Source organism: Parafrankia colletiae (assembly GCF_001854655.1).
Classification (GTDB): Bacteria; Actinomycetota; Actinomycetes; order Frankiales; family Frankiaceae; genus Parafrankia; species Parafrankia colletiae.
On sequence record NZ_MBLM01000025.1, the window covers coordinates 35,347 to 59,950 of the forward strand.

General features: G+C 73.2%; 17 protein-coding genes and 2 tRNA genes. 12 read left to right on the forward strand and 7 right to left on the reverse strand.

The annotated features are described in order from the left end of the window. The first annotated feature begins 219 nt into the window (after positions 1-219). The 3 genes from cimA to CC117_RS04475 all read left to right on the forward strand — a co-directional run bounded on the left by cimA (position 220) and on the right by CC117_RS04475 (position 5,220). Positions 220-1,902, forward strand: a complete 1,683-nt coding sequence (gene cimA / locus CC117_RS04465) for a citramalate synthase (protein WP_071082488.1) — start codon at positions 220-222, stop codon at positions 1,900-1,902. Between the two features lie 338 nt (positions 1,903-2,240). Continuing rightward, on the forward strand, positions 2,241-4,280 hold the full coding sequence (locus CC117_RS04470; RefSeq protein ID WP_241829839.1) for a lysozyme family protein: 2,040 nt from the start codon (positions 2,241-2,243) through the stop codon (positions 4,278-4,280). 142 nt (positions 4,281-4,422) lie between these two features. Then, a complete protein-coding gene (locus CC117_RS04475) occupies positions 4,423-5,220 on the forward strand; it encodes a hypothetical protein (protein ID WP_071082490.1) in 798 nt (265 codons plus the stop codon). On the opposite strand, the gene CC117_RS04480 is transcribed toward CC117_RS04475, so the two are convergent. Beyond that, positions 5,136-5,402 (reverse strand): hypothetical protein, encoded by a 267-nt coding sequence (locus tag CC117_RS04480; RefSeq protein ID WP_018640555.1) that lies wholly within the window; start codon positions 5,400-5,402, stop codon positions 5,136-5,138. The two genes, CC117_RS04475 and CC117_RS04480, sit on opposite strands and share 85 nt — an antisense overlap. A gap of 255 nt (positions 5,403-5,657) precedes the next feature. Here CC117_RS04480 and CC117_RS04485 point away from each other — a divergent pair, with 255 nt between their 5' ends. The 3 genes from CC117_RS04485 to CC117_RS04495 all read left to right on the forward strand — a co-directional run bounded on the left by CC117_RS04485 (position 5,658) and on the right by CC117_RS04495 (position 6,767). Then, positions 5,658-6,434: a fumarylacetoacetate hydrolase family protein gene (locus CC117_RS04485; protein WP_071082491.1), complete on the forward strand. Its 777-nt coding sequence runs from the start codon at positions 5,658-5,660 to the stop codon at positions 6,432-6,434. 143 nt (positions 6,435-6,577) lie between these two features. Next, positions 6,578-6,649 (forward strand) — tRNA-Gln (locus CC117_RS04490). A gap of 45 nt (positions 6,650-6,694) precedes the next feature. Further along, positions 6,695-6,767: transfer RNA gene (locus CC117_RS04495), tRNA-Glu, on the forward strand. Positions 6,768-7,165: 398 nt separating this feature from the next. Here the strand turns inward: CC117_RS04495 and CC117_RS04500 are convergent. After that, positions 7,166-7,435 (reverse strand): hypothetical protein, encoded by a 270-nt coding sequence (locus CC117_RS04500; RefSeq protein ID WP_071082492.1) that lies wholly within the window; start codon positions 7,433-7,435, stop codon positions 7,166-7,168. A gap of 221 nt (positions 7,436-7,656) precedes the next feature. On the opposite strand from CC117_RS04500, the gene CC117_RS04505 reads away from it, so the two are divergent. Further along, positions 7,657-9,354: a sensor histidine kinase gene (locus CC117_RS04505; RefSeq protein ID WP_407673469.1), complete on the forward strand. Its 1,698-nt coding sequence runs from the start codon at positions 7,657-7,659 to the stop codon at positions 9,352-9,354. A 379-nt stretch (positions 9,355-9,733) separates the two neighbouring features. Here the strand turns inward: CC117_RS04505 and CC117_RS39905 are convergent, their stop codons facing one another. Both CC117_RS39905 and CC117_RS04515 read right to left on the reverse strand, forming a co-directional pair. Continuing rightward, entirely contained in the window at positions 9,734-12,085 is a 2,352-nt protein-coding gene (locus CC117_RS39905) for a serine/threonine protein kinase (RefSeq protein WP_071082494.1), read from the reverse strand. Positions 12,086-12,556: 471 nt separating this feature from the next. Then, positions 12,557-13,366 carry an IclR family transcriptional regulator gene (locus CC117_RS04515; protein WP_071082495.1) on the reverse strand — a complete coding sequence of 270 codons (810 nt, stop codon included), beginning with the start codon at positions 13,364-13,366 and terminating at the stop codon, positions 12,557-12,559. Between the two features lie 227 nt (positions 13,367-13,593). On the opposite strand from CC117_RS04515, the gene leuC reads away from it, so the two are divergent. The 3 genes from leuC (at position 13,594) to CC117_RS04530 (ending at position 16,503) form a co-directional block, all read left to right on the forward strand. After that, positions 13,594-14,991, forward strand: coding sequence for a 3-isopropylmalate dehydratase large subunit (gene leuC, locus CC117_RS04520; RefSeq protein WP_071082496.1), 1,398 nt, complete (start codon positions 13,594-13,596; stop codon positions 14,989-14,991). A 106-nt stretch (positions 14,992-15,097) separates the two neighbouring features. After that, on the forward strand, positions 15,098-15,685 hold the full coding sequence (gene leuD / locus CC117_RS04525) for a 3-isopropylmalate dehydratase small subunit (protein ID WP_071082497.1): 588 nt from the start codon (positions 15,098-15,100) through the stop codon (positions 15,683-15,685). Between the two features lie 533 nt (positions 15,686-16,218). Then, on the forward strand, positions 16,219-16,503 hold the full coding sequence (locus CC117_RS04530; RefSeq protein WP_018640566.1) for an HU family DNA-binding protein: 285 nt from the start codon (positions 16,219-16,221) through the stop codon (positions 16,501-16,503). A 219-nt stretch (positions 16,504-16,722) separates the two neighbouring features. On the opposite strand, the gene CC117_RS04535 is transcribed toward CC117_RS04530, so the two are convergent. Beyond that, positions 16,723-18,936, reverse strand: coding sequence for an RNA degradosome polyphosphate kinase (locus tag CC117_RS04535; RefSeq protein WP_071082498.1), 2,214 nt, complete (start codon positions 18,934-18,936; stop codon positions 16,723-16,725). A 189-nt stretch (positions 18,937-19,125) separates the two neighbouring features. On the opposite strand from CC117_RS04535, the gene CC117_RS04540 reads away from it, so the two are divergent. Next, complete coding sequence (locus CC117_RS04540; RefSeq protein ID WP_071082624.1) at positions 19,126-20,121, forward strand: transglutaminase family protein; 996 nt, start codon at positions 19,126-19,128, stop codon at positions 20,119-20,121. 495 nt (positions 20,122-20,616) lie between these two features. Next, positions 20,617-23,013, forward strand: a complete 2,397-nt coding sequence (locus tag CC117_RS39910) for a putative bifunctional diguanylate cyclase/phosphodiesterase (RefSeq protein WP_071082499.1) — start codon at positions 20,617-20,619, stop codon at positions 23,011-23,013. Here the strand turns inward: CC117_RS39910 and CC117_RS04550 are convergent. Continuing rightward, entirely contained in the window at positions 22,989-23,789 is an 801-nt protein-coding gene (locus CC117_RS04550) for a cyclase family protein (protein WP_071082500.1), read from the reverse strand. The genes CC117_RS39910 and CC117_RS04550 overlap by 25 nt on opposite strands. Next, positions 23,786-24,478, reverse strand: coding sequence for a 2-phospho-L-lactate guanylyltransferase (cofC, locus tag CC117_RS04555; protein WP_071082501.1), 693 nt, complete (start codon positions 24,476-24,478; stop codon positions 23,786-23,788). The genes CC117_RS04550 and cofC overlap by 4 nt, the downstream gene beginning before the upstream one ends. Positions 24,479-24,604: the final 126 nt, after the last annotated feature.

The window sequence follows — 24,604 nt, forward strand, 5'->3', positions numbered from 1 at the left end:
GTCGGGCACGGGTCCAGTCGCTCGCGGCACGGGGCGTCCCGAAGAGGGAACACGCAGGTCACGCGACGCATGGCACACGCCACACTTGCTTTATGTCCGGCGTGTTACGTCATAGGGTCGGGCTCTGGCGGCGAACCCGTCCCCGTCACGCGTTCCGGTCACTGACCAGGGAGACCGGGCGCGTGACGGCCAGACACGGTTCCAGCGAGAGGCCCAGCTGTGCCCCACGACGTCCCAGCCACGACAAGCCCCGCTTCGGTCGGCGCGCGCTCCGCTGGCGCCGTCGGCGAGGAGCACGCGCCCGCCTTCGACCGTGAGTCGCTGCACATCTACGACACGACGCTGCGGGACGGCACCCAGCAGGAGGGCCTGTCCCTGTCGGTGGCCGACAAGCTCGTCGTCGCCCGCCATCTCGACGAGCTCGGCGTCGGCTTCATCGAGGGCGGCTGGCCCGGCTCCAACCCGAAGGACGCGGAGTTCTTCCGCCGCGCCCGCACCGAGCTGGACCTGCGCGGCGCGCTGCTGACCGCGTTCGGCTCGACCCGGCGGGCCAGCAAGGCCGTCGGCGACGATCCGCAGGTCGCCGCGCTGCGGGACGCCGGCACGGCGGTCGTCTGCCTGGTGGCGAAGGCGGACCGCCGGCACGTCGAGCGCGCGCTGCGGACGACTCCCGCGGAGAACCTGGCGATGATCCGCGACACCGTGCGGTACCTGACCGCCGAGGGCAAGCGGGTGTTCGTCGACGCGGAGCACTTCTTCGACGGCCACCGCGCCGACGCCGACTACGCGCTGGAGATGGTGCGCACGGCCGCCGAGGCCGGCGCCGAGGTCGTGGTGCTGTGTGACACCAACGGCGGCATGCTCCCGACCCGCATCGGTGACGTCGTCGCCACCGCGCTGGAGAGCACCGGCGCGCGCCTGGGCATCCACTGCCACGACGACGCCGCCTGCGCCGTCGCGAACAGCCTGGTGGCGATCGAGGCCGGCGCGACCCACGTGCAGGGCACCGCGAACGGGTACGGCGAGCGCTGCGGCAACGCGAACCTGTTCAGCGTGATCGCCGGTCTGGAGACCAAGCTGGGTCGCCGGGTCCTGCCGGACGGGCGGCTCCGGGAGCTCGTCCGGGTCTCGCACGCCATCGACGAGGTCACCAACTCGGCACCGAACAGCAGCCGGCCCTACGTCGGGGCGAGCGCGTTCGCGCACAAGGCCGGTCTGCACGCCAGCGCGGTCAAGGTCGACCCGGACATGTACCAGCACATCGACCCGGCCGAGGTCGGCAACGACATGCGGATGCTGGTGTCCGAACTGGCCGGCCGCGCCACCCTCGAGCTCAAGGGCCGCGAGATGGGCCTGGATCTCTCCGGCGAGCGGGAGGCCCTCGGGCGGGTGCTGGAGCTGGTCAAGGACCGCGAGGCCGCCGGCTACTCCTACGAGGCCGCCGAGGCCTCCTTCGAACTGGTGCTGCTCGACGAGGTGTCGGGGCGCGAGCGCTACTTCACGCTCGAATCCTGGCGGGTCATCGTCGAGCAGCGGGCCGGCGGTGAGGTCGTCAGCGAGGCCACGGTGAAGGTCCACTCACACGGCGAACGGCACGTCTCGACCGCCGAGGGCAACGGTCCGGTCAACGCGCTCGACACCGCACTGCGGGCGGCCCTGGAGAAGGCCTATCCGGGCCTGGCGGACCTGGACCTGGTCGACTACAAGGTGCGCATTCTCGACGGGCGCCACGGCACCGGCGCGGTCACCCGTGTCCTGGTCGAGACCAGCGACGGCCGCGGTCGCTGGGACACCATCGGCGTCGACGAGAACATCATCGCCGCCTCCTGGGTGGCGCTCCAGGACGCGGTCACCTACGGCCTGCGCCGCCAGGGCGAGCGCCCGGACCCCGACGCCGTCTGACCGGCTTCGCCCGCCCGCGGCCTGCCAGGTGAGGCACGTCCGTCCACATCGGGCGATCAACATCGTCAACGCGAACCATGCGGCGTACGCCCGTCCTGTCAAAGATTTCTCCGCTGACGCCAACCCTGCCCGGCCATCCTTTGGTGCCGGCTACGCTGACCGCGACGCTTCCGGTCATCCGAGGCATCCGTCGCATAACAGGCGATCAGGGTGCCCGGCTCGGAGCCGGCGGCGAGATGCGAGCTCGGCTCTGGAGGTCGAGGAGAGGGGACGGCCGTGTCGCGGTGTCCGGCGATGATGCGCCAGACCAGGAGCGGCCGCATGCGGGGGAGCCGGCGATGAGCCGCACTCCCCGCCATGGAGCTGGTGCCCGTCGGGCCGGGGCACATCGATCGTCCGCGTCGACGTCCACATCGGGCGCCGGCTGGGTCGACCCCCCGTCCGGGGCGCGCCGGGTGGCCGGATCGCGCCGGACGGGCCGGACGGGCCGGGTGGGCAGCGCCGGCAGGGCGGGAAAGGCCAGCCGAGCGGGCAGCACCGACAGAGCAACCAGCACCGACAGAGCAGGCAGTGCCGACAGAGCGGACCTGGCCGGCGGGCCGACCGCTCGGCGGGCCGGCACCCGGCGGGGCTCCTGGGCACTGGCGAAGTTCGGCCTGGGGGCGGCGGCGCTGGCTTTGGCGGTCACCGCGGTGGCGGGCCCGGCCCCGGCCGCCGCCCCATGGCAGCTGACCGGCCCGGTCAACGGGCGGATCGACCAGGACGAGATCCTGCCTGAGGACGGAGCGGCCTTCGGGAGCGCGACCGTGGCGGACCTGGCGGGCGTCGTCGGGGCCTCGGGGCAGGTCCGGCTGCCCGTCCGTGACGGGTTGGCCGTTGTCGCCACCGGCGGTACCGCCGGAACCGGTACCGCCACGGCCGGAGCGCAGGCGCCTGGCCCGGCGACCGGCAGCACCGTCCCGAACGAGCCGCTCGCGACCCCGCCCGGGTCGGGTGCGGAGGCCTCGACGATCCCGTCCCGGGTGCTGGTGGCTTACACCGACGCCGCTGATCGGTTGAAGGTCGAACAGCCCGGCTGCTTCCTCCACTGGTCGGTACTGGCGGGTCTCGGCGCGATCGAGTCCGGTCATGGCAGGGGCGCGGCGATCGGCCCCGACGGCCGGGTGGCACCAACAGTCGTCGGCCCGCGTCTTGACGGCTCGGCGGGCAGGTTCCACATCCGCGACACCGACGACGGCTGGCTCGACGGCGACAGCGAGCTGGACCGCGCGGTCGGCCCGATGCAGTTCACCCCGCCGGTGTGGCGCTGGGCCGGTCGGGACGCCGACGGGGACGGCCGTGCCGACCCGAACGACATCGACGACGCGGCGCTTGCCGCGGCAGACCTGCTGTGCCGCTCGGGGGACCTGCGCATTCCGGACAACGTCCTGGCCGCGGTGCGCTCGTACAACCCGTCGGAGGCCTACATCCGTTCGGTGCTGGGCTGGGCGGCGTGGTACGCGGTCGGGCCGACGGTGGTCTCCAGCCTGGGTGCCGACCCCGCTGCCGGCACAGTGGACGCCGACGGCGACGCGGCGGGCGAGGGGTCCGAGAACCTGGCGACCGATCAGCCTTTCGAGGTGACAGCCCTGACTCCGCTCGCCGACCCGGCTGGCGGTGGCTGCGTGACACCGGTCGTCGACGGGGGCTCCATCAGCGCCAGCGGTGTCGGAGGCGATCTGCTGACCGGGTCGGACTTCGAGTCGCTGGACGTCCGCGCCCGGGTCGGCGGCACCGCGGACCGGACCGTGACCATCGAGCTCAGCCTGCTCGACAAGGCAGGTGCGACGGTGGCGACGGCGCTGAGCGCCCGCACGCTTCCGGAGGGCGACGAGATCCACTCGCTGGGCAGGATCGACGGGCTCGCGATCGGTCGGGCGTCCGACCGGGGCCCGTTCGACGTGGTCGTCCGGGTGGCGCCGGGCGGTCCGGACTGCCCGCCGGTCGAGGCCCGTGCCCGGGTCGCCGACATCGACGCGGCGGACTTCGCGGGTGCGCCGTCGACGCTGGCCAGCCTCCGGCGTCGGCTGGAGACCTACCGCGACACCGGGCGCATCACCCCGACGGCTGCCACCGACCTGCTGGCCACGCTGCCAGCGGGCGACGGGGCCGTGCGGACCCCGGTCGAACTCGCGAGGTTCCTCGACCGGCTCGCCGTGGCGATCCGGATCGGCGAGATCGCCGCCGACGCGCGGACGGGCCTCGGGGACGTCGCCGGAGCGCTGCGGGCGCAGGTGGACCCCGCCTCGGCCGCACCGGCGGAAGCCGCGCCGGCCGGCGCCGGCGCGGACGAGGGCGGGCTGCCGTTCGACGTCGTGCCGCTGTCGCCGGAGGCCTGAACCGGCTTCTTCCGGAGACAGTGCCCGGCGGCTCCTTCCGGCGACAGCGCCCGTTCACACCCTCCGGTGGCACGGTCCGTTGGTGTGAGGTGGTCCGCCATGGTGGCGTGTCGTAGTCTCGCCGTCACGGGGGGAGGCGGCGATGCTACTGCTGCGGGCGATCCGGGGCCGGGTGGGGGACACCCGCGCGCTGCGCCGTGAGCTGGCGAAAGGGGCCGGCGAGGGGCCAGGCGACCCGGAGCGGCCCGGCGTCATCGCCGGAGTGTCGGGCGGCGGGATGTTCGTCGGCCTCTTCGACATCGGCGGCCCCGGTCGGCCCGCGGAGTCCTTCTGGGAGCGGCTCGGCGGGTTGCTCGACGGTGCGACGACGACCGACCACCCCCACGTCCACCTGGTCAGCGAGGCGGCCGGCGCGGTGGCATCCGTTCCGGTGGCGACTGTCCCGGTGGCGGTGGGCGAGGGGCGGTTCATCAGGGTGACCTGGGGRCGTACCGCGGATCGGGCCGCGCTGTGGGCGCTGCGCCAGCGGCTGGCGAGCCGCCTGCCGGACGCCCRCCCGGACCTTCTCGGTCTGCTGTCAGCGGCGACGGAGCGGGGCTGGCTGGTCGAGGCGGCCTGCCACGAGTCGGAGGAGCTGACGCACGCGGCGGACCGCGGCGCCCAGGAGCCGGAAATGGCCGAGATCCTCGACGGGGCGCGCGGCCTGGTCACCGTGGCGGCGACTGACGTCCTGCGCGACCTGTGGCTGCGCCGGCCGTTCACCACCCCCGGCCGGAACGGCCAGGACGGGGAGCCGGACCGAGGCCGGCGCCCCGAGGTCGCGACCGCGACCCCGGGGGCGGACATCCAGGGTGATCAGTCCTCGTCCGGAATCTCCTCCCACCACTGGCACCACCAGTCGCCGCCGACGAGGATCCGCAGCTTCGGGTGCCAGCAGTAGGTGATGTCCTTGTCGGTGTCGAGGTAGTACAGGCAGTTGTCGCAGCGCTCGTCACCGTTTGGCTTGCCGCGCAGAATGGCGTCCTCGGCGAGATGGCCGAGTTGGACGCTGAGCTCCTCGTCGATGGGCTTGGGTTCGGGCGCGCCAATCTCGTAGACGGGGGTCGAGTCGATCTCGGTCATCGTGCTCCTTCCAGAGCAGGCCGGTACCTGGYGGGCCACGCCGTCCTCGACCGGGCGCTGGCCCTTACCCGGCAATCCTGCCTGATTCTCGGCGCCGCCTCCCAGCCGTGGTGCACCGGACCTTGTCCGGACCGGACCGCGGTCGTCGGGCGGGCGGCCCGTCTCCGGCGCTGGCGTCCGGCCGGGCGCGTTCCGTCCGTGCCCGGTGTGTCGCCGGGTGGACCGGATGCGCGGCGCGATCGGTACGGTCGCCCAGTGCGCATAGCGAGGTTCACTGACGGGTCAGAGCCGGCATTCGGCGTGGTGGAGGGGTCTCCGGAGGACGGGACCGCGATTGTGGCCGGGATCACGCCGCATCCGTTCGCGCCGTTCACGTTCACCGGGGTGCGGCGGCCGCTGGCCGAGGTCCGGCTGCTGGCTCCCGTCCTGCCCAGCAAGATTCTCTGCATCGGTAAGAACTACGCGGACCACGCGCGTGAGATGGGCGGCGAGCCGCCGGCGGGCCCGGTGCTGTTCCTGAAGCCCTCGACCAGCGTGGCCGGCCCCGGCGACCCGATCGTGCTCCCCCCCGACAGCGAGCGGGTGGACTACGAGGGCGAACTGGCCGTCGTCATCGGCAGGCTGTGCCGAGACGTCCCGGTGGAGCGGGCCCTGTCGGTCGTTCTCGGGTTCACCTGCGCCAACGACGTCACCGCCCGGGATCAGCAGGCGGCGGACGTCCAGTGGACCCGCGGCAAGGGCCATGACACCTTCTGCCCACTCGGGCCGTGGATCGAGACCGAGCTCGACCCGTCCGACCTGGTCCTGCGGACGACRCTGGACGGCGAGGTCCGCCAGGACTCGCGGACCAGGCACCTTCTGCACGACGTGCCCACGCTCGTCGCCTTCATGTCGCGAGCGATGACGCTGCTCCCCGGCGACGTGCTGCTGACCGGCACGCCCGCCGGGGTGGGGCCGATGCGGGCCGGGCAGAYGGCCGCCGTCACGGTCGACGGCATCGGCACGCTGACAAATCCGGTCACCGCGCGGTAGGAGAGTGCGGGCGGGCGACGGTGTTCCGGCCCGCCCGCCCCACTGCGGCTGGCCGGGGCCGGGTAAYCGGAGACCCGCCGGGGACACGGTCGCTGACTGGGTCGGTGGATGGGGTACAGTAGGCATCGCCCGAGAGGGACCCATGGGGTATGGGGTAATTGGCAGCCCAACAGATTCTGGCTCTGTTAGTCTAGGTTCGAGTCCTGGTACCCCAGCTGCACCACTTGTACGAACATGCTGTATATTGCAGAAACGGTCTTGGCCCCGTCGTCTAGCGGCCCAGGACGCCGCCCTCTCAAGGCGGTAGCGCCGGTTCGAATCCGGTCGGGGCTACATCTGAATCCTATGGCGCCAACCTTCCGAGGTTGGCGTTTTTCTTTTGTGACCGGCGGACCTCGTGGCTCAGTGGCGTRCATCTCCGCGCACTGACTTCACATCCCGTACCTGAACGGACGGCCCGCGGACGTGCGGGGCTTCGTCCGGAAGGGGTCTGCCGGCGACCGGCGCGGGCAGCACCGGTCCAGCCTGCCTGAGCACGGGTGGAGCCTGCCTGAGCACGGGTGCATCTGACTACGGAATCACTGATGCGGGTGTCCCGGCGGCGGCTGGATCACGTCGGATCGCGGCGGATCACAGCGGCGGGGCGGGGCCGACCGGCTCGTGGGGCCGGCCCGCGATGTGGCACCTGCCGGATGGTGGTGGGTACGCAGGACTAGTTCTCGGCCATGCCCTCAGTCGACGACGCGCAGGCGGGGCATGAACGAGGGGTGGCGGGCCATGGCACACGGACGGCAGCTGCAGGTGCTGGGWCCACCGAAACCGTGGACGATCTCCTGCACCTCCCCGGACGGGTCGACCGGCTCGGAGCCGACGAGGCGCAGCACGGGGCGKGCCGCCAACGCGAGCGAGGCACCGCCGTCCGTCGGAACATCCGCAGGCTGAGGCGTTGTCTGCACGGTGAAGGCGGCTGCGGTCGCGGTCGTCAGGGCAACTGGGGGCACGTGTCCTCCTCCGCGGGCGGCCGTCCGGGGGCCACCTCGCGGACCACAGCCTGTCGGGAATGCGGGCAACTGCGCCATGCTTCTTTGAGCCCCTTACCGAGTGGTACTGATGGCCTAGTCAAAGCTGGGCATAGTCGTCATACGACACCACCCTTGACAGCCATGGCGCTCCGGGCCCGGAACGGGAGAAACTTGCTCGGATGTCCTCCGCCCGACCCTCCATGCCCGAACGGGCGCGCCGCCGTCACGGCAGCGCCCACGTCGGGCGCGCCGCCCGCCGGYCCGAGAAGCCTCGGCCCGCCCGGACCCTCGCGGCGGACTCCGGCCTGACCGCGTCGAGTGCCGAAGCGGCGTCCCGCGGTCCGGTCGCCTGGTTCCCGCGCGGGCGGGGCCTGCCCACGGAGGACTGGGCCGCCCGCCACGCGCTGATGTGCTGGGTGCTGGCGATGCACCTGCCGGTGATCGTCGCGTACGGCCTGTGGCGCGACCACAGCCTGCCGCACGGCCTGCTGGCCGCCACTCCGCCGGCGCTGCTGTTCGGTGCCGCGCTGGCCCCCGGTATGCGCCGTGTGCGGGCGCTCGCGGCGAGTCTGGGCCTGCTCTGCTGCTCGGTCGTCTTCGTGCACCTCTCCGACGGCCTGACGCCCATGTACTTCCACTTCTTCGTCGTGGTGGCGCTCATCGCCCTCTACGAGGACTGGAGCGTCTACCTCCTGGCCATCGCGTTCGTCTTCCTGGCCAGTCTCGCGATCGGCGACATCATCACCGCCGAGGCGGCGTCCAGGATGGACGAGAACGCCCTGCTGCTGGCCGGTCTGCACGCGGGCTTCATCTGCGCCCTGGCAGGCGCCCAGATGGTCTTCTGGCACTACAACGAGCAGTCCCGCCGCCGGGTGGAGGACTACCGCCAGCAGCTCTACGAGGGCCAGCAGAGCCTGATGGCGCGGCTGGAGGAGACCGACCGCATCCGCAGCGACCTGGTCGCCACCGTCTCGCACGAGTTCCGCACCCCGCTGACCGGCATCCGCGGCACCCTGCTCACGATCAGGCGCCGCCGCGACCGCCTCTCCGACGCCCAGCTCGACGGCATGCTCGACTCCGCCGTCACCTACTCGGACCGCCTGTCCCGGCTGCTGGAGAACATGCTGACGGCCGCCACCGCGACCGGCACCGGCGACAACACGGTCGCCGACCTCCCGGAGGTCGTGCGGGACGTCATCGACGGGCTGGCCTACGCCGGCAACAGCGTCACGGTGGATCTCCCGCCGCAGCTCACCGTCCGGATGGCGCGCCAGGCGCTGCACCAGGTCGTCGCGAACCTCGTGGACAACGCACTGGTGCACTCCTGGCCGGGCGCCCCGGTGCGTCTCATCGCCGGCCGGGTCGGTGACGAGGTGGTGCTGCGGGTGCGTAATCCCGGGCCGGACCTCGACCCGGCCACCATCCGCCAGCTCTTCGAGCCGTTCACCCAGCGAGACGGGACGGCGACCCGGCAGACAGACGGCGCCGGCATGGGTCTTTACGTGGTGCGCCGCCTGGTCGAGGTGCACGGCGGTCGCCTGCGGATGTCCTCCGAGAACGGCGAGATCATCGTCGAGGTCGACCTGTGGGCCGCCTCCACGGCCACGGCGACCGCCGCGACGGACGAGCCGGAGCCGATGCCCGTTCCGATGCCGCTTCCGCGCAGCCTGCGCATACGGGGCGACCTCCTGCCCGACCCGCCCGCCCTGCCGGCGGGCACCGGTGCGCTGCTGCGCCCCCGCGGCGGGCCGTCCGGCGACGGCGCGGGCTCGGCCATACCGACACCGACACCGGCGAACTTCCCCAAGCCGGCTGCCTCTCCGGCCCGGCTGCCCCATCCGCCGCCCGCCCGGGACCCATGGTCGGCGGCGGTCTCCCAGTCCCAGGACCGGCGGTAGCGGTTCACGCCGGACCCGCGGCTGACGGGCTGCTCTGCCCACCCCACTCGACGCACCGCTGTGGGTGCGAGTTCCTCGGACCATCCGCCGCCCCTCACGTTCCTGCGTGACAGGCGCCATGGATCAGGCACGAGCGGCATACACGGGCGAATGGCCGAGCCGGGGCAGGGCGGGCGGAGCGCGAGGGTGGCCTCGGGCGCAGAACCGGCCCGGCCATCTGAGCAGTGCCGGGCGCGGTGCAGGAGTTTCAGAGGTCACACACGATGGGCCACGCCGTGATCGGCGGGCCGCGGCAGTCGTGACCGTGCGATGGTCGAGTATCCGGAGCCGTGAAAGCCGGCCGGGCGGCAGGCCGCCCGGCCGGCTGCGCAGCGGCCCGTCAGGTTCCGCGCGGGGCGGGGGATGCCGGCGGCGCGGAGCTCGGCGGCGGCGCCGGTGCCGGTGACGCGGAGCAGGACGGTTCCAGCCAGACGTTCTCGCCCTTGCGCATCATGGTCCCGGCCGCGGGATTGGTGGAGGCCGCAGTGCTGCCCGTCCCCCATTGGCAGCCGCCCCCGCCGTTCAGGACTCCCAGACCCGCGCTCACGAGCGCGCTGCGTGCCGCTTCGAGCGATCTGCCGGCCACGCCGGGGACCTCGACGCAGTTCGTGGCCTGCACGGTCAGTGTCACCTTGGTGGAGACGGGGACCACGCTGCCCGCGTTCGGGTTCTGGTCGATCACCACCCCGCCCTTCTTGCCCTTCTGGCAGGTCTCGCTCGACGACACGTTCGTGAAGCCCTTGCCGCTCATGGTGTTCGTCGCCGCCGACTGGCTCTGGCCCTGCACGTCGGGCACGGTCGCGTCCTTCGGCGTCGCTGACGGCGAGGTGGTGGCGCTCGGGCTGGCGCTGGGCTGCCCGCTCTGCGAGGGGGTGGCGCCGGGCGAGGCGCTCTGGCCGGGGCTCGCGGCCGGGTTCGTGCGGGCCGGTCCGCTGGCACCGCCGCTGGAGCCGACCTGCGCGGGATCCATTCCCGGCGGCATCGGTAGGCCTCCGGGCAGGGTCGCGGTGATCGACGGGTCGATCAGGGTCTGGGTCTGGCCGTCCGCGGTCAGCCCGCTCTCGCTGTCACCGGCGGCGAGGGCCCAGCCGCCGGCGCCGGCGACGAGGGCGACGACCAGTCCGGCGCCGGCCGCGATGCGGCTGCGCCGCCGCCGGTCGGCCGCGGACCGTGCGGCGGGGGAGCCCGGTCCACTGACCGTGCTGGCGGGGGCCGAGTCCTTGCTGCGCGAGATCACCGTGTTGCGGTCGGCGGCGGAGCCGGCCGAACGGGCGGGGACACGGACCGCGGGCTGGGCTCCGGTGGCTGCGTCCGCCTCGTCCCAGCGGTCGGGCGCCCGCCCGGCCCAGGTCTGATCGGCCCCGCCCCGGTCCGGCCGGACCGGGGGGATGCCGGCAACCTGGGTGTGCGCGTCGTCGTTCCAGCCAGTCCGGCCCGAGGGCGGGCTGCCGGCCTGGGTGGCGGGGATTCCCCCCACCTGGGTGTGGGCCGCGTCGTCCCAACCGCCGTGCGCTCCTGTGGCGTCCCCACCGGAGAGCACGGCGGTTGCACCGGCAGCGGCCCCGACCGGTCCCGTCCTGGCAGCACCGGCTCCGAGAGCACCGGCTCCGAGAGCACCGGCTCCGACGACTGCGGGCTGACGTCCCGTCGTCCCGGAACGGGCCGGGTCACGCTGCGGCGCGCCCGCTGTCGCGCGGTCGCGGTCGATCCGGGTCTGGGCGGTGTCGAAGTCCCGGCTCCCGGGGCGGCCCCGGGGCGCGCCGCGGCCGGCGCCGCCGTGCTGCCGGGAGGCGCCGGTGTCGCGGGGATCGGCGCGACGGTCCTGCTCGCGCTCCCAGTGGTGGTCGTCGTCGCCCTCGTCGAGGTCGTGGTCCCGGTCCTCGTCCTCAATCGCGTCGAGCAGGTCCTCCGCTGCGTCGGCGGCGCTCGCCGGGCGCTGCTGCGGCGACTTCGCCAGCATGGCGGCCAGGACTTCCCACACCGCGGGCGGGACGCCCTGGATCGGCTGCGGCACGTCCTCGCGGTGCGCCCGCATGAGGTCCGCCGGGTGGGACGCGTCGAACGGCGGGCTGCCGGCGATGAGCTCGTAGAGGACGACGCCGGCGGCGTAGATGTCGACGGCCGGTGTCGGCGGGACCTCGTCGGCCAGCTCGGGCGCCATGTACAGCGGGGTCCCGATGGGGCCGGTCAGGGACGCCCGGCTCGGGGTGTGGATCATGCGTGCCACCCCGAAGTCGGTGAGCCGCACGTAGGGCCGCCGGGGGTCCGAGGTGTCGATGAGGACGTTCTCGGGCTTGACGTCACGGTGGATGATGCCCGCGCCGTGCACGCTGTCCAACGCCCAGAGCAGCCCCACGACGAGCCGGACGGCCTCGGTCACCGGGCGCGGGCCAGCCTGGTCGAGGTGGGCCCGCAGGTCGATGCCCTCGACGAGGTCCATGACGATCGCCAGGGTGCCGGGCTCCTGGATCAGCTCGCGGACCCGCACCAGGTCGGGGCTGTCGAGCTGGACCAGCAGATCGCATTCGCGCAGGAAACGGTCGACGACCTCGGGGTCGTGGGCGAGTTCCGGGCGGAGCACCTTGATGGCAACGGGCTCCCCGTCGGAGACGTGGGCTCCGCGCCAGACCTGGCCGGCCGTTCCCTGCCCGAGTAGTTCGTGCAGGACGTACCGCGAACCCAGTTTGCGCACTGCGCCTTTCCCCCTTTGAGCGCCGTCGGAACTCCTACGGCGCGAGCCTGTGACGCTGCCGCGGCGGGGCCTGCGGAAGCCTGAGGACTCCGGCGGATCCTCCCGTCGGCGGGTGGTGAGACCGGCTGGCACAGCACCCGGCGGGTCGACCACACGTGCAGGTAAGGCGCCCCTGCCCGGCCGGTGACCGCGGATCGGCGGTCTGGCCGGACTACGCCACGTGGCGTGGCCGGACTAGCCACGCGGAGCGCTGGGCCAGCCACGTCGTGCCTGTACGTGAACAACTTCTCGGTACGTCGATCCTGCTCTGGTGACAGGACAAAGGCTACGACGTCGTAGCCCGCCTGGCCGCGCCGGGGTACCGGTAGGGATGGCCGGTGCGGAAGCATTGTGTTTCAGGGTGTCAGGAAGTGGTGTTTAGGCGGGTAAGCGGGCGACGTTTTTGCCTGCTCCGCGTGCGGCAATTCGCGTTCATGTGAAGTGACCTGCGACACCTCCTTCGGCTCGAGAAGGTGCGACTGTGTCGTTAACCGTCACGGGAGGGCCGGGTTGTGTCATCGCGGGCCCGGCCTGCGACGACAGCTGGCGGGCCGCGGCGACGACCACTGCCCCGTGCCGCCGTCCCGGCGACCGGGTGAGCCGCTCGACCGGGCCGGACAGGGAGATCGCCGCCACGACGCCGGCGGGACCGAACACCGGCGCGGAGACCGAGGCGAGACCGGGCTCCCGCTCGCCGACGCTCTCCGCCCAGCCGCGCCGGCGAATCCGTGCCAACGCCTCCGCCGTGAACGTCGTGTGCGCGGGCAGCCCGGGCCCGGCGGCGTCGGCGGGGTCGGTGGAATCGGTGAAGGCGAGCAGTACCTGGGCGCCGGAGCCGGCGGTCATCGGCAGGGCGGCGCCGACCGGCACCGTGTCCCGCAGGCCGGCGGAGCGCTCCGCGGCGGCGACGCACACACGGACCGGGCCGCGCCGGACGTACAGCTGGGTGCTCTCGCCGGTGTCGTCCCGCAGCGCGGTGAGAACCCGCCCGGCCGCGTCGAGCATCTCCCAGGGCAGCGCGGCGGGGCTGCCCGCCGCCAGTCGCGGGCCGGGCACGAACCGACCCGCCGCGTCGCGGGCGAGCAGGCGGTGCGTCTCCAACGCGCTGGCGAGCCGATGGGCGGTGGCACGGGTCAGCCCGGTGCGGGCGACCAGTTCGCCGAGGCCGGCCGGACCATGCTCGACGGCGCTCAGCACAAGGGCGGCCTTGTCCAGGACGCCGACGCCGCTACTATGTTCCATAGTCTGATACTGCCATCCCAAACTTTGGGACGCATGCATTCGGGCACCGACGTCCACGGGCACCGTCGTCCACGGACGTCGGTGCGCACCGGACGGCGATGCCCACGGATTCCGACGTCCGTGCGTCGTGTGCGGCACCCGGGGTGGCAGTCCTGTGACGACACCGATGTTCGAACTGCATGTCCGACAGCGTGGGCCCGGCCCGCGCGAGAGAGGGAGTGGGGCCAATGGGGCGCACACTCGCGGAGAAGGTCTGGGACGCGCACGTCGTCCGCCGCGCCGACGGGGAACCTGACCTGCTCTACATCGATCTGCACCTCGTGCACGAGGTGACCTCGCCGCAGGCGTTCGAGGCGCTGCGGCTGGCCGGGCGCCCGGTCCGCCGCCCCGACCTGACCCTCGCCACCGAGGACCACAACGTGCCCACGGTGGACACCCTGCTGCCGATCGCGGACCCGGTGTCGCGGGCCCAGGTGGAGGCTCTGCGCAAGAACTGCGCCGAGTTCGGCGTCCGGCTGTTCCCGATGAACGACCCGGGCCAGGGGATCGTTCACGTCGTCGGCCCGCAGCTCGGCCTGTCCGAGCCGGGCATGACGATCGTCTGCGGCGACAGCCACACGTCGACGCACGGCGCCTTCGGTGCACTGGCGTTCGGCATCGGCACCAGCCAGGTGGAGCACGTGCTGGCGACCCAGACCCTGCCGCAGCGCCGGCCGAAGACGATGGCCGTCACGGTGCAGGGCGAGCTGCCGGCGGGAGTGACCGCCAAGGACCTCATCCTCGCCGTGATCGCCCGGATCGGCACCGGCGGCGGGGCCGGCTACGTCATCGAGTACCGCGGCGAGGCCGTCCGCGCGCTGTCGATGGAGGGCCGGATGACGGTCTGCAACATGTCCATCGAGGCCGGCGCGCGGGCCGGCATGATCGCGCCGGACGAGACGACCTTCGAGTACCTGAAGGGGCGTCCGAACGCGCCGACCGGCGCCGACTGGGACGCCGCCGTGGCCTACTGGCGGACCCTGGCCACCGATTCCGACGCGGTCTTCGACCACGAGGTGGTCATCGACGCGCCCAGCCTGAGCCCGTATGTCACCTGGGGGACGAATCCCGGGCAGGCCGCACCGCTGAGCTCGGCGGTGCCCGACCCGGCGGGCTACGTCGACCCCGCGGCCCGCGCCTCGGTGGAGCGCGCGCTGGCCTACATGGATCTGACTCCCGGCGCGCCGCTGACCGACGTCGCCGTCGACACCGTCTTCATCGGCTCCTGCACCAACGGCCGGCTCTCCGACCTGCGGGACGCCGCCGACGTCCTGCGCGGTCGGCAGGTGGCCGACGGCCTGCGGGTCCTCGTCGTCCCGGGATCGATGGAGGTCAAGGCCCAGGCCGAGGCGGAGGGCCTCGACGAGGTGTTCCGCGCCTCCGGGGCGGACTGGCGCAGCGCCGGCTGCTCGATGTGCCTGGGCATGAACCCGGACACCCTGCGCCCCGGGGAGCGCAGCGCGTCGACGTCCAACCGCAACTTCGAGGGCCGGCAGGGTCCGGGTGGGCGCACGCATCTGGTCTCTCCGGCGGTCGCCGCCGCCACCGCGGTCACGGGTCGCCTCACCGCGCCCGCCGACCTGTAACGCGCCCGCGGCCGGAACCGACTCCGCTCCACGACCTGCCCCGGAGACCCGCTCCCCGGGATTCTCCGGGACCCTCTCCCACGACGCCGAAGGGAACGTGCCCTCGATGGAGGCGTTCACCATCCACACCGGTCGGGCGGTGCCGCTGCGGCGCAGCGACGTCGACACCGACCAGATCATCCCGAGCGAGTGGCTCAAGCGCATCGAGCGGACCGGCTTCGGGGCCGGGCTGTTCTCCGAGTGGCGGGCCGACCCGTCGTTCGTGCTGAACGACCCGGCTCACGCCGGGGCGTCGATCCTGCTCGCCGGGCCCGACTTCGGCACCGGCTCCTCCCGGGAGCACGCCGTCTGGGCCCTGCAGGACTACGGCTTCCGCGCGGTGCTCTCACCCCGCTTCGCCGACATCTTCCGCGGCAACGCGCTGGGTAACGGCCTGCTGCCGGTCGTGCTGCCGGCGGACATCGTCGAGGCGCTGACGGCCGCGGTGGAGGCCGACCCGGCCACGGAGATCACCGTCGATCTGGAGGCGCGGGAGGTCCGCGGCGCCGGCCAGATCGTCGGCTTCGATCTTGACGACTTCACCCGCTGGCGGCTGATGGAAGGTCTCGACGACGTCGGCCTGACGCTGCGGCACGAGGACCGCATCACCGCCTTCGAGGCGGAGCGGGCGGCCTGGCTGCCGACCACCGTCTGAGCCCAGACGGCCCTGTGACGGCCCTGTGCCGGGCTGGTGTGACCTGGCCCGGCACAGGGCTTTTCGGGCTACTGGGCGCCGGTCCGGGGGTGCCACGGCGGTGTTGCGTTGATCACATCACCGGCCATCGGGCGCACGCGCCCAGGGGGGTGGTGCACCCGTTCGGGCCGCCCCGTCCCGCAGTGGTCACCGCGGTGCTGAGTGTGATCTCACATCCGCGTGGGGTAGTGCCCCGGTGTGTTGGGGTAAGGGTGCCTCTCGGCCAGCGTCTGCGGGCTATCAATTCGTGACTTTCGGCTCGAATCGCCACCGGACAAAAGTTACTCAAGGTGACGAAGTTGCAGGATGTGGCGGGCTCGTCGGACAGTGCGCAAGCGGTAGCCACTCGGCGCGAACCCGCTGACGTGCGGGTTTGTGTGACGCGACACGCTCATGGGAATTGCCCTCGACAGTGGAGATGCCTACGGTGCAGCGCAGTGTGATGCCCGATCTGCTCCCCACCCCGTCAAGCGCGGGGGCGTCCGGAGGTTGTTGTGAACAAGTCCCAGTTGGTTGACCGCATCGCTCAGCAGATCGAGGGCGGGCGGGCGAACGCCACCAAGGCCGTCGACGCGGTGTTCGACGCGATCCAGGAAGCCGTGGCCGGYGGCGAGAAGGTCACGATCACCGGTTTCGGTGTGTTCGAGCGCGTGGAGCGTGCCGCCCGCACCGGCCGCAACCCCGCGACCGGCGAGCCCGTGCACGTCGCCGCGTCCGTGGTGCCGAAGTTCCGTCCCGGTTCGGAGTTCAAGGCCAGCGTCTCGACGAGCAGCGACTGAAACCGACGCCGCGGCCGTGCCCTCGCGCGGCCGCGTTCCGGCGCGGCCCTGGGCCGAACAGGCCGTGCCGGGACGCGCCAGCGCGAGGAGCGGCAGCGTCGGGTGCGGTTGCCCCGGGGTCGGCAGTGTCAGCCGGCAGTGCCAGCCGGCGGAGCCGGGGTCGGCAGTGCCGGCGGAGGCGGTTTCGGCGGTGGGGGCGACCGGACCCCTGCCGGCGGGTCAGCGGCGGCCGCGCTCGTACGCCTGGCCCATGAGGTCCTGCTGGTAGTCCGCCAGGCGCGCGTCATCCGGACCGGTCGTGTGCCGCTCCCAGCGCCCGTCGGCCGCGAGGACCCAGGCGGAGACGCCGTCGGAGAAGGCACGGTCGAGCATCCCGCGTACCGTGGCCTGGCGTTCGGCGTGCGGAACCCGGACGAGCGCCTCGATCCGCCGGTCGAGGTTGCGGTGCATCATGTCGGCGCTGCCGATCCAGTGCTCACCGGCCGAGGCGAACTCCAGGACCCGGCTGTGCTCCAGGAACCGTCCGAGGATCGACCGGACATGCACGGTCTCGGAGAGCCCGGGGACCCCCGGCCGTAGCGAGCAGATCCCGCGGACCAGGCAGTGGACCGGCACTCCGGCCATCGACGCCCGGTACAGCGCGTCGATGATCTTCTCGTCGACCAGGCTGTTGACCTTGATCCGGATGCCGCACTCGCGGCCCTCGCGGGCGGCCTCGGCCTCGGCCTCGATGCGCTYGATGATCCCGTCCCGCATGTGCTGCGGCGCGACGAGCAGTGACCGGTACTCCGTCTGGCGGCTGTACCCCGTCAGAACGTTGAACAGGTCGGTCAGGTCGGCGCCGACGTCCGGCGCGGCGGTGAGCAGGCCCAGGTCCTCGTAGAGCCGCGCGGTCTTCGGGTTGTAGTTCCCGGTGCCGACATGGCAGTAGCGGCGCAGGCCACCGCGTTCCTGGCGCACCACGAGGCAGATCTTGCAGTGCGTCTTGAGGCCGATGAGGCCGTAGACGACATGGCACCCCGCCCGTTCGAGCTCGCGGGCCCAGCGGATGTTGGCGCTCTCGTCGAACCGCGCCTTGATCTCGACCAGGACGACCACCTGCTTGCCGGCCTCGGCCGCGGCGACCAGCGCGTCGACGATCGGCGAGTCGCCGGACGTCCGGTACAGCGTCTGCTTGATGGCCAGGACGTGCGGGTCGGCCGCCGCCTGCTCGATGAACCGCTGCACCGAGGTCGTGAACGAGTCGTACGGATGGTGCACGAGGACGTCGGCCTCGCGCAGCACGCTGAAGAAGTCGGACGGCTCGCCCTCGTCGTTGAGCAGCCGGGGATGGGTGACGGGCACCCGCGGGGCGTCCTTGAGCTCCGGGCGGTCGAGATCGTAGAGAGCCCACAGCACGGACATGTCCAGCGGGCCGCGCACCCGGTGGACCTCGCGGTCGGTGACCTCCAGCTCGCGCATCAGCAGGCTGAGAAGGTCCTCGTCGATGTCGGCATCGACCTCGAGGCGCACGGCGGGCCCGAACCGACGCCGCGCCAGCTCGCGCTCCAGCGCCTGCAGCAGGTCCTCGGCCTCGTCCTCCTCGACCTCCAGGTCCGCGTTGCGGGTGACCCGGAACAGGTGCGAGTCGACTACCTCCATACCCGGGAAAAGCTGCCCGAGATGGGCCGCGATGACCTCCTCGAGTGGCACGAAGCAGGCGGCGGAGTCGTCCTGTGCGGGCCGGAGCATCTCCCCGCCGGGTCGTTCGCCCGCCGGCTCGTCGGGGCCCACCCGGATCAGCCGCGGAACGTTCTGTGGAACCTTCACCCGGGCGAAGCGCTCGGATTCCCCGCCGGGCGCACGGACGGCGACGGCGAGGTTCAGTGACAGGCCGCTGATGTACGGAAACGGGTGGGCGGGATCGACGGCCAGCGGCGTCAGCACCGGGAAGATCTGCTCGTGGAAGTAGTTCCGCAGCCCCTCCCGCTGCGACGGCCCGAGCTGATGCCACAGTTTGATCGTGATGCCCGCGTGGGCGAGCGATGGCGCGACCTCGTCGGTGAAGCAGCGGGAGTGCCGCGCGGTCAGCTCGGCGGTCGTGCGGCTGATCAGGTCGAGCTGCTCACGGGCGGTCAGCCCGTCCGCGGAGCGGACCGCGAGCCGCGTCGCGTCCCGGCGCATCAACCCGGCCACCCGCACCATGTAGAACTCGTCCAGGTTGCTGGCGAAGATCGCCAGGAACTTGGCTCGTTCCAGCAGCGGAGTGGCGACGTCCTCGGCGAGCGAGAGGACACGGGAGTTGAAATCAAGCCAGGACTTCTCCCGGTTGATGTACCGGTCCGGCGGAAGATCCGACGGGGCCGGCGTCCGAGGGGCCTCCAGGGGCTCCAGCAGCGCACTCYGCGCTTTTCGTTGCGGCTGGTCCGGCCGGGTCGCAACGAGGTCGCTCATGGTTGCTCATGCTGCCAGTTCCCGGTGAACTCGGCAGCCGCGATGTGTGACGAAGTGAGGTTTTCGTGCGGATGAGGCGTGTCCTCCGGGCAGTGATGATGTTCCGTGTTGGCGTTGTTTGGTGACATGGCGGAACCGGCACGGTTTCCGTTAACGGGCGGGAAACAGGACCGGGTGACGATCGAGGGCGTGGCGCGAGCATCCGAGGCGGTCGCGGCGGGGGATGCCGCCCCCGAGCCAGGTGATCTCGATGGCGCCGAGCAGGTCACCTACCGGGTCCGCCAACGGTTCCGCTACACCTACGACGGCGTCGCGACCGACCTGGAACACCGCCTCATAGCCGTGCCGCCACCCCGCCACGGCGGGCAGCTGCGGCGCTCCGTCGACCTGCAGGTCTCTGTCCCGGACGCCCGGACGACCTGGGCTCGTGGGCCCGACGGCCTCCAGATCGCCACCATCAGCGTCGACGTGGTCCCGCCGACGCTGGACTTCGACATCACCCTCGTGGTGGAACGGTTCGCGGACCTCGGTTGGCCCGAGCTGCCCGCGTCCGCGCTGAGCAGCCGACGACTGCTCGCCCCCACCCCGCTCACGACGCCTACCACCACCATGATCGACGCGGCCCGCTCGCTGGCCGGCGGCGACCCGGTGGCCACAGCCCGCCGCGTCTGCGGCTGGGTGCACCAGCGGATCGAGTACGTCTCGGGCAGCACGGACGTGGGTACGACCGCCGCCCAGGCTCTCGCCGGCGGCCACGGGGTCTGCCAGGACCAGGCTCACGTCATGATCGCGATGTGCCGGGCAGTCGGGATCCCCGCTCGCTACGTCTCGGGGCACATGCTCGGGGAGGGCGCCTCGCACGCCTGGGTGGAGGTCGTGGTGCCGGCCGGCATCCTCCGGGCGGGTGGAGTGGGTCCGCTGGGCATCCGGGCCGACGCCGTGCCCGTGCCGGTGGCGGTGACGCCCGGTGGGGCGGCCGCGGCGGCGGTGGCGTTCGACCCCTGCCATGACCGGGTCGCGGACCTTCGCTACGTCACGGTCGCGGTCGGCCGGGACTATCACGACGTCGCTCCCACCTCGGGCCGCTACGTCGGCGCGGGTCGAGGTGCCCTCACCGCGACCCAGCGGGTGGACGTCCTCGAGGTGCGCCGGCGGGGCGACGGTGCGCCGGAGACGGCCCGGTAGCGGGCGGCTCGACGGCGGGTTCGCTGACCTCTCGTTCGGGTGTCCGATCTGGATGTCGGTAGCGGATGTCCGATCTGGGGGTCCCCAGCGCCGCGACCTGGGGTGAAGGCGGGCCGACGCGCCGCGCGCACCACAGGTGGACACTCTTTGTGTTTGGCCGATCACAAGATACGGTGACGCGTGGGGCTCTCCGCCGAGCTGGTGTCTCAGCGTCGAATGGTCGAACACGCATGGGATGTCCTGGTTCGCGGGAGTACTTCGACGAGCGTGCCGCGGCCGTGTGCTGCGGTCAGTGACCCCTCGCAGTGGCCGGATCACCCCCGAGGTGCCGGCCCGCGACGCGCCGTCAGCCCCGACCAGCCGCCATGACCTCTGCCGCAGCTGGCCGACCCTGCCCGGCCGGCGTGTGCGGGGGAGCCTGCCCGGGGCCGGGCGACTGGCCGGTCGGGCGGTCGGGCGGTCGGGCCACCGGATCACAGGGGAGGAGGGGCGGGCGTGCCGCTGTTGCTCGACGGTGTCGCGATCGCGGCAGGTCTGGCCGCCGCGGCGGGCTGCGTCTGGACGGGCCGCCGGCTCGGACGGGCCCACGGCCGATGGCTGATCTGGGTCGCGGCCGCCCTCGTCGCCTGGGCCGCCGGCCAGTCGGCCTGGGTCATCGACGGGCGGGACGGCCAGCGGCCCCACCGGCCCACCCCCGCCGACGCCGGCTATCTGGCCATGCCGGTGCTCGCCCTGGCCGCACTCGCGGCCGCGCCGACCGCACGCCCGCGCCGTCCGCCCGACCAGCCGGATCTGCCCCCGCTGCCCGCCGGGATCCCCGGCGACGGAGGCCGCGGTGACCTCACCGCCGCCACCGCCCGCTCCGCCCCCAACGCCCCCAACGTTCTCGGCGCTCTGACACCGGGGTCCGGCGGCGGTGCCGGTGGGCTGGCGGACCGGTTTCTGCTGGCCTGCTCGGTGATCCTCGTCGGTTGGGCGCTGGGCATCCGCCCGGCACTGCGGACCGCGGCGCAGGACGGGTGGGAACGCGCCGTCGCGCTCGGCTACCCGACTGGCGCCATGCTGTTGGTACTCGCGTCCTTCCATGCGTCCGCCCTGCGCCGGCTCACCGACCGGATCCGCATCCTCGCCGCGGCCGTCGGGCTGGTTCTGATCGCCGCGTCGACGTCGCTGCTGCGGGGCACGCCCGGGCCGGCCGCCCCCCCGCCCCTCCTCGGGGTCGTGCCGATCGCCGGGTGCGCGTTCATCCTCATCGCCACCCGCCGCCCGGCCGCCGCGAAGGTGGCCGAGCGGCGCGTGTTCCTGGCCGTTCCCACGCTGCTGGCCGGAACCGCGGCGGCGGTGGTCCTCACCGGCGTCGCCAGCGGCCACCGTCTCGACGGCGTCGAGGTCGGGCTGGCGGCCGCCCTGGTCGCCGGCATGGTCGCGGACCGGCTGGCCGCCGCCCGCACGGGGCGGCGGCTGGTGCTGCGCGTCGACGCCGCCGAGCGGGAGCTGCACCACCGGGCGTTCCACGACCCGCTCACCGAGCTCGCCAACCGGGCGCTGTTCCACCACCGGCTGCGCGGCGCCCTGACCGACATCCGGCGCACCGGCGCGCCGGCCCCAGGCGCCGACATCGCCGTCCTCTACTGCGATCTCGACGACTTCAGCGTCCTCAACGACAGCCTCGGGCCTGCTGCCGGCGACCACCTGCTGCGCACCGTCGCCCACCGGCTTCGGCACTGTGTGCGGACGTCCGACCTGGTCGCCCGGGTCGGCGCGGACGAGTTCGCCGTGCTGCTCGCCGGCGGCGGCGAATCGCCCGAGGTGGTCGGCGAACGGGTGCTGGCCGCGTTGCGCCATCCGGTGTCGGTCGGCGGCCGCCAGCGGTCGATCCGTGCGAGTGTGGGACTCGCCGTGGCCCGGCGCAGCCACGAGACGGGGGAGTCGCTGCTGCGCCACGCCGAGACGGCCGTGCAGGTGGCGAAGTGCTCGGGCAAGGACCGTCTGGTGACCTACCGGCCGGGGATGACCTCGCCCGACGCGGGCGCGCACCTGGCGGACGCGCTGGCCACCGCGCTGCGCCGGGGCGGGCGTTCCGCCGGCTTCGACGTCCACTACCAGCCGATCGTCAGGTTGCGCGACGGGCGCCCGGTCGCGCTCGAGGCACTTGCCCGGTGGACGGATCCGGGCCGCGGGCCGGTCCCACCCGGGACGTTCGTCGCTGCGGCGGAAAGCGGCGGCATGGTCGGGCTTCTCGACGATCTGGTGCTCACGCGGGCCTGCACCGAGGTCGCCCTGGCCTACCCGAGCGGCTCCCGGCTGCGCCTGCACGTGAACGTGTCGGCCAGCCGCATCACCGACATCAGGCTGCGTGACAGTGTCGCCCGGGTGCTCGCGGCGAGCCGGCTCGACCCCCGGCGGCTCGTGGTCGAGGTCACCGAGACCAGCCGGATCACCGACCTCGGCGCCGCGGCGGACGTCCTGTCGGAGGTGCGCAGCCTCGGCGTCAGGATCGCACTGGACGACATGGGCTCCGGCAACACCAACCTGGCGGTGCTGCACCGGCTGCCGGTGGACGTCGTCAAGCTGGACCGCACGCTCATCGAGGCGCCGATGGACGGAAGCCGCTCCGCGAACCTGCGGCGGTCGATGATCGATGTCGCCCACTCGCTCGGCGCGGTCGTGATCGCCGAGGGCATCGAACGCGAGGCGCAGCTGGTGGAGCTCGACCGGCTCGGCTGCGAGCTCGGCCAGGGGTTCCTCTTCGCCCGGCCGGGTCCGCTGGCCGGCCTGGCCCGCATCGACGAGAACACCGGCGGGGCCGGAGCCGGCGGGGCCGGAGGCGATGGCGGGGCCGGAGGCGATGGCAGGGCGGACGAGCCTCAGCGGTGGCGACGGCCATCCTGATGGCGGACGGTCCGGATCCGGCGTCCGCCGGCGCACGGTTGTCGGGGGATCAGGCCGAACACGGTGGCGGCCGAGCCCGACCCGGCCCGGTTCACCGCGCCGCCGGCGAGCACCCAGGCCCCCGCCGCCGGGAGATCCTGAAGATTCGTCAGGTTCTCCAGGGAAATGCGATGTTCATGGAAGAGTTCCCGGGAGACCGCGAAGCTGGCGTCCAGACCCGGATCAGGTCCGAAGGTGTCCGAACCGAGCGCCCCGCGCCGACCGAGCCGTCCCGTCCCGATCAGCCAGCGGGCCGCGTCAGGGCTGAAACCGGGCTGGTGCATCCGGCCCTGCCCGTCCAGGTTCGGGTAGGCCGCGGTTCCCCAGCGGTCCGACCACCCGGTCCAGGCGATGACCGCGGCACCGGCCGGGATGCGCCCGTGTCGACGCTCGAAGGCCACCAGATCGGCCGTGCTCACCTGGTAGTCCTGGTCCGCGGCGACGGCGGCGCGCACATCGATCCGTACCGCGGGAAGGAAGAGATCGGCGGGGCACAGCTCGTCGGCGAGGGCGCCGCCGGGCTCGAAGTGGCCGGGCGCCCCCCAGTGCGTCCCGGTGTGCTCTCCGCGGGACACCCGCTGGAGGTAGTAGCCGTCGCGTTCGATCGTCGCCGCCGTCGTCAGGGTGAACTCCGGATCTCCCGGGAACAGCGGTGTGAGGGCGGGGTCGTGCACGTGGGCGAGGCTCACCACCCGCAGCGCGCCGAGGCCATCTGGCCGGCCCAGGACGTCCCTCACGCCGCGCTGCGGGGCGACGGGGCGGCCGCGAGGACGCTGCTGGTGGCCGGGCCCAGCCCGAGCGCCCGGGCCACCGCGAGGTCGGCGACCGTGTCGACGTCACGGCGCAGGCCCGGCACCTGGTCGGTGAGCAGCAGGGTGAGGTCGACCGCGCCGGAATCCCGGTGTGCGGCGAAGCTGCCGGGGCCGAACCTCGGGTGCAGGTCGGTGCCGGCGGCGGCGCTGAGCAGGACGGTGCCCGTACCGGCCGCGTCGGCCAGCACGCCGTGGCCCGCCACCGGCGCGGCGGCGAGGGCCCGCCGCACCTGCTGCGGGCGAAGCGCCGGGAGATCCGCGGACAGCGCGGCGGTGCCCCAGCCCGGGTACAGGACGCGGGCGAGTGCCGCCGCGTGCGCGAACGCCGGGTTCAGCCCGCCCCGCGGCTCGTCCGCGGTCACCAGCAGCCGCTCGGCGAGCCCCCGCGCCCGGGCCAGGCCGGTCAGCGCGTCCCGGGCCGCGCGGTCGTCGGTGACGACGATCAGCGCACCCACCGCGTCGCTCCCGGCGTCCAGGACGGCGGCGGCGGTGTCCAGCGCCATCGCCAGTGCCAGCGAGCGGCGCGCCGGATGGTCCAGCCGGGACTTGGCGGCTCCGAGCGGCTTCAGCGGCACCAGCGCGACCCAGGGCGGCGTGCTCTCGGCGGGCTGCACAGCGCCGACGATAGGACATCTCGGCCCTCGAGGGCCCGGCCTTGGGTGTCCCCGGCCGTGCTGGCGGATCCGCTGCAGGTCAGCGGCTCCATCGGCGCCGGGGCCGGTGCCTGCGGCGTGCCGTGC

What these genes read in the sequence shown, in the direction of transcription:
- CC117_RS04470 (WP_241829839.1), top strand. Translation starts at nt 2,241, where the DNA reads ATGAGCCGCACTCCCCGCCATGGAGCTGGTGCCCGTCGGGCCGGGGCA.
- CC117_RS04480 (WP_018640555.1), bottom strand. Translation starts at nt 5,402, where the DNA reads ATGACCGAGATCGACTCGACCCCCGTCTACGAGATTGGCGCGCCCGAA.
- CC117_RS04515 (WP_071082495.1), bottom strand. Translation starts at nt 13,366, where the DNA reads ATGGAACATAGTAGCGGCGTCGGCGTCCTGGACAAGGCCGCCCTTGTG.
- leuC (WP_071082496.1), top strand. Translation starts at nt 13,594, where the DNA reads ATGGGGCGCACACTCGCGGAGAAGGTCTGGGACGCGCACGTCGTCCGC.
- leuD (WP_071082497.1), top strand. Translation starts at nt 15,098, where the DNA reads ATGGAGGCGTTCACCATCCACACCGGTCGGGCGGTGCCGCTGCGGCGC.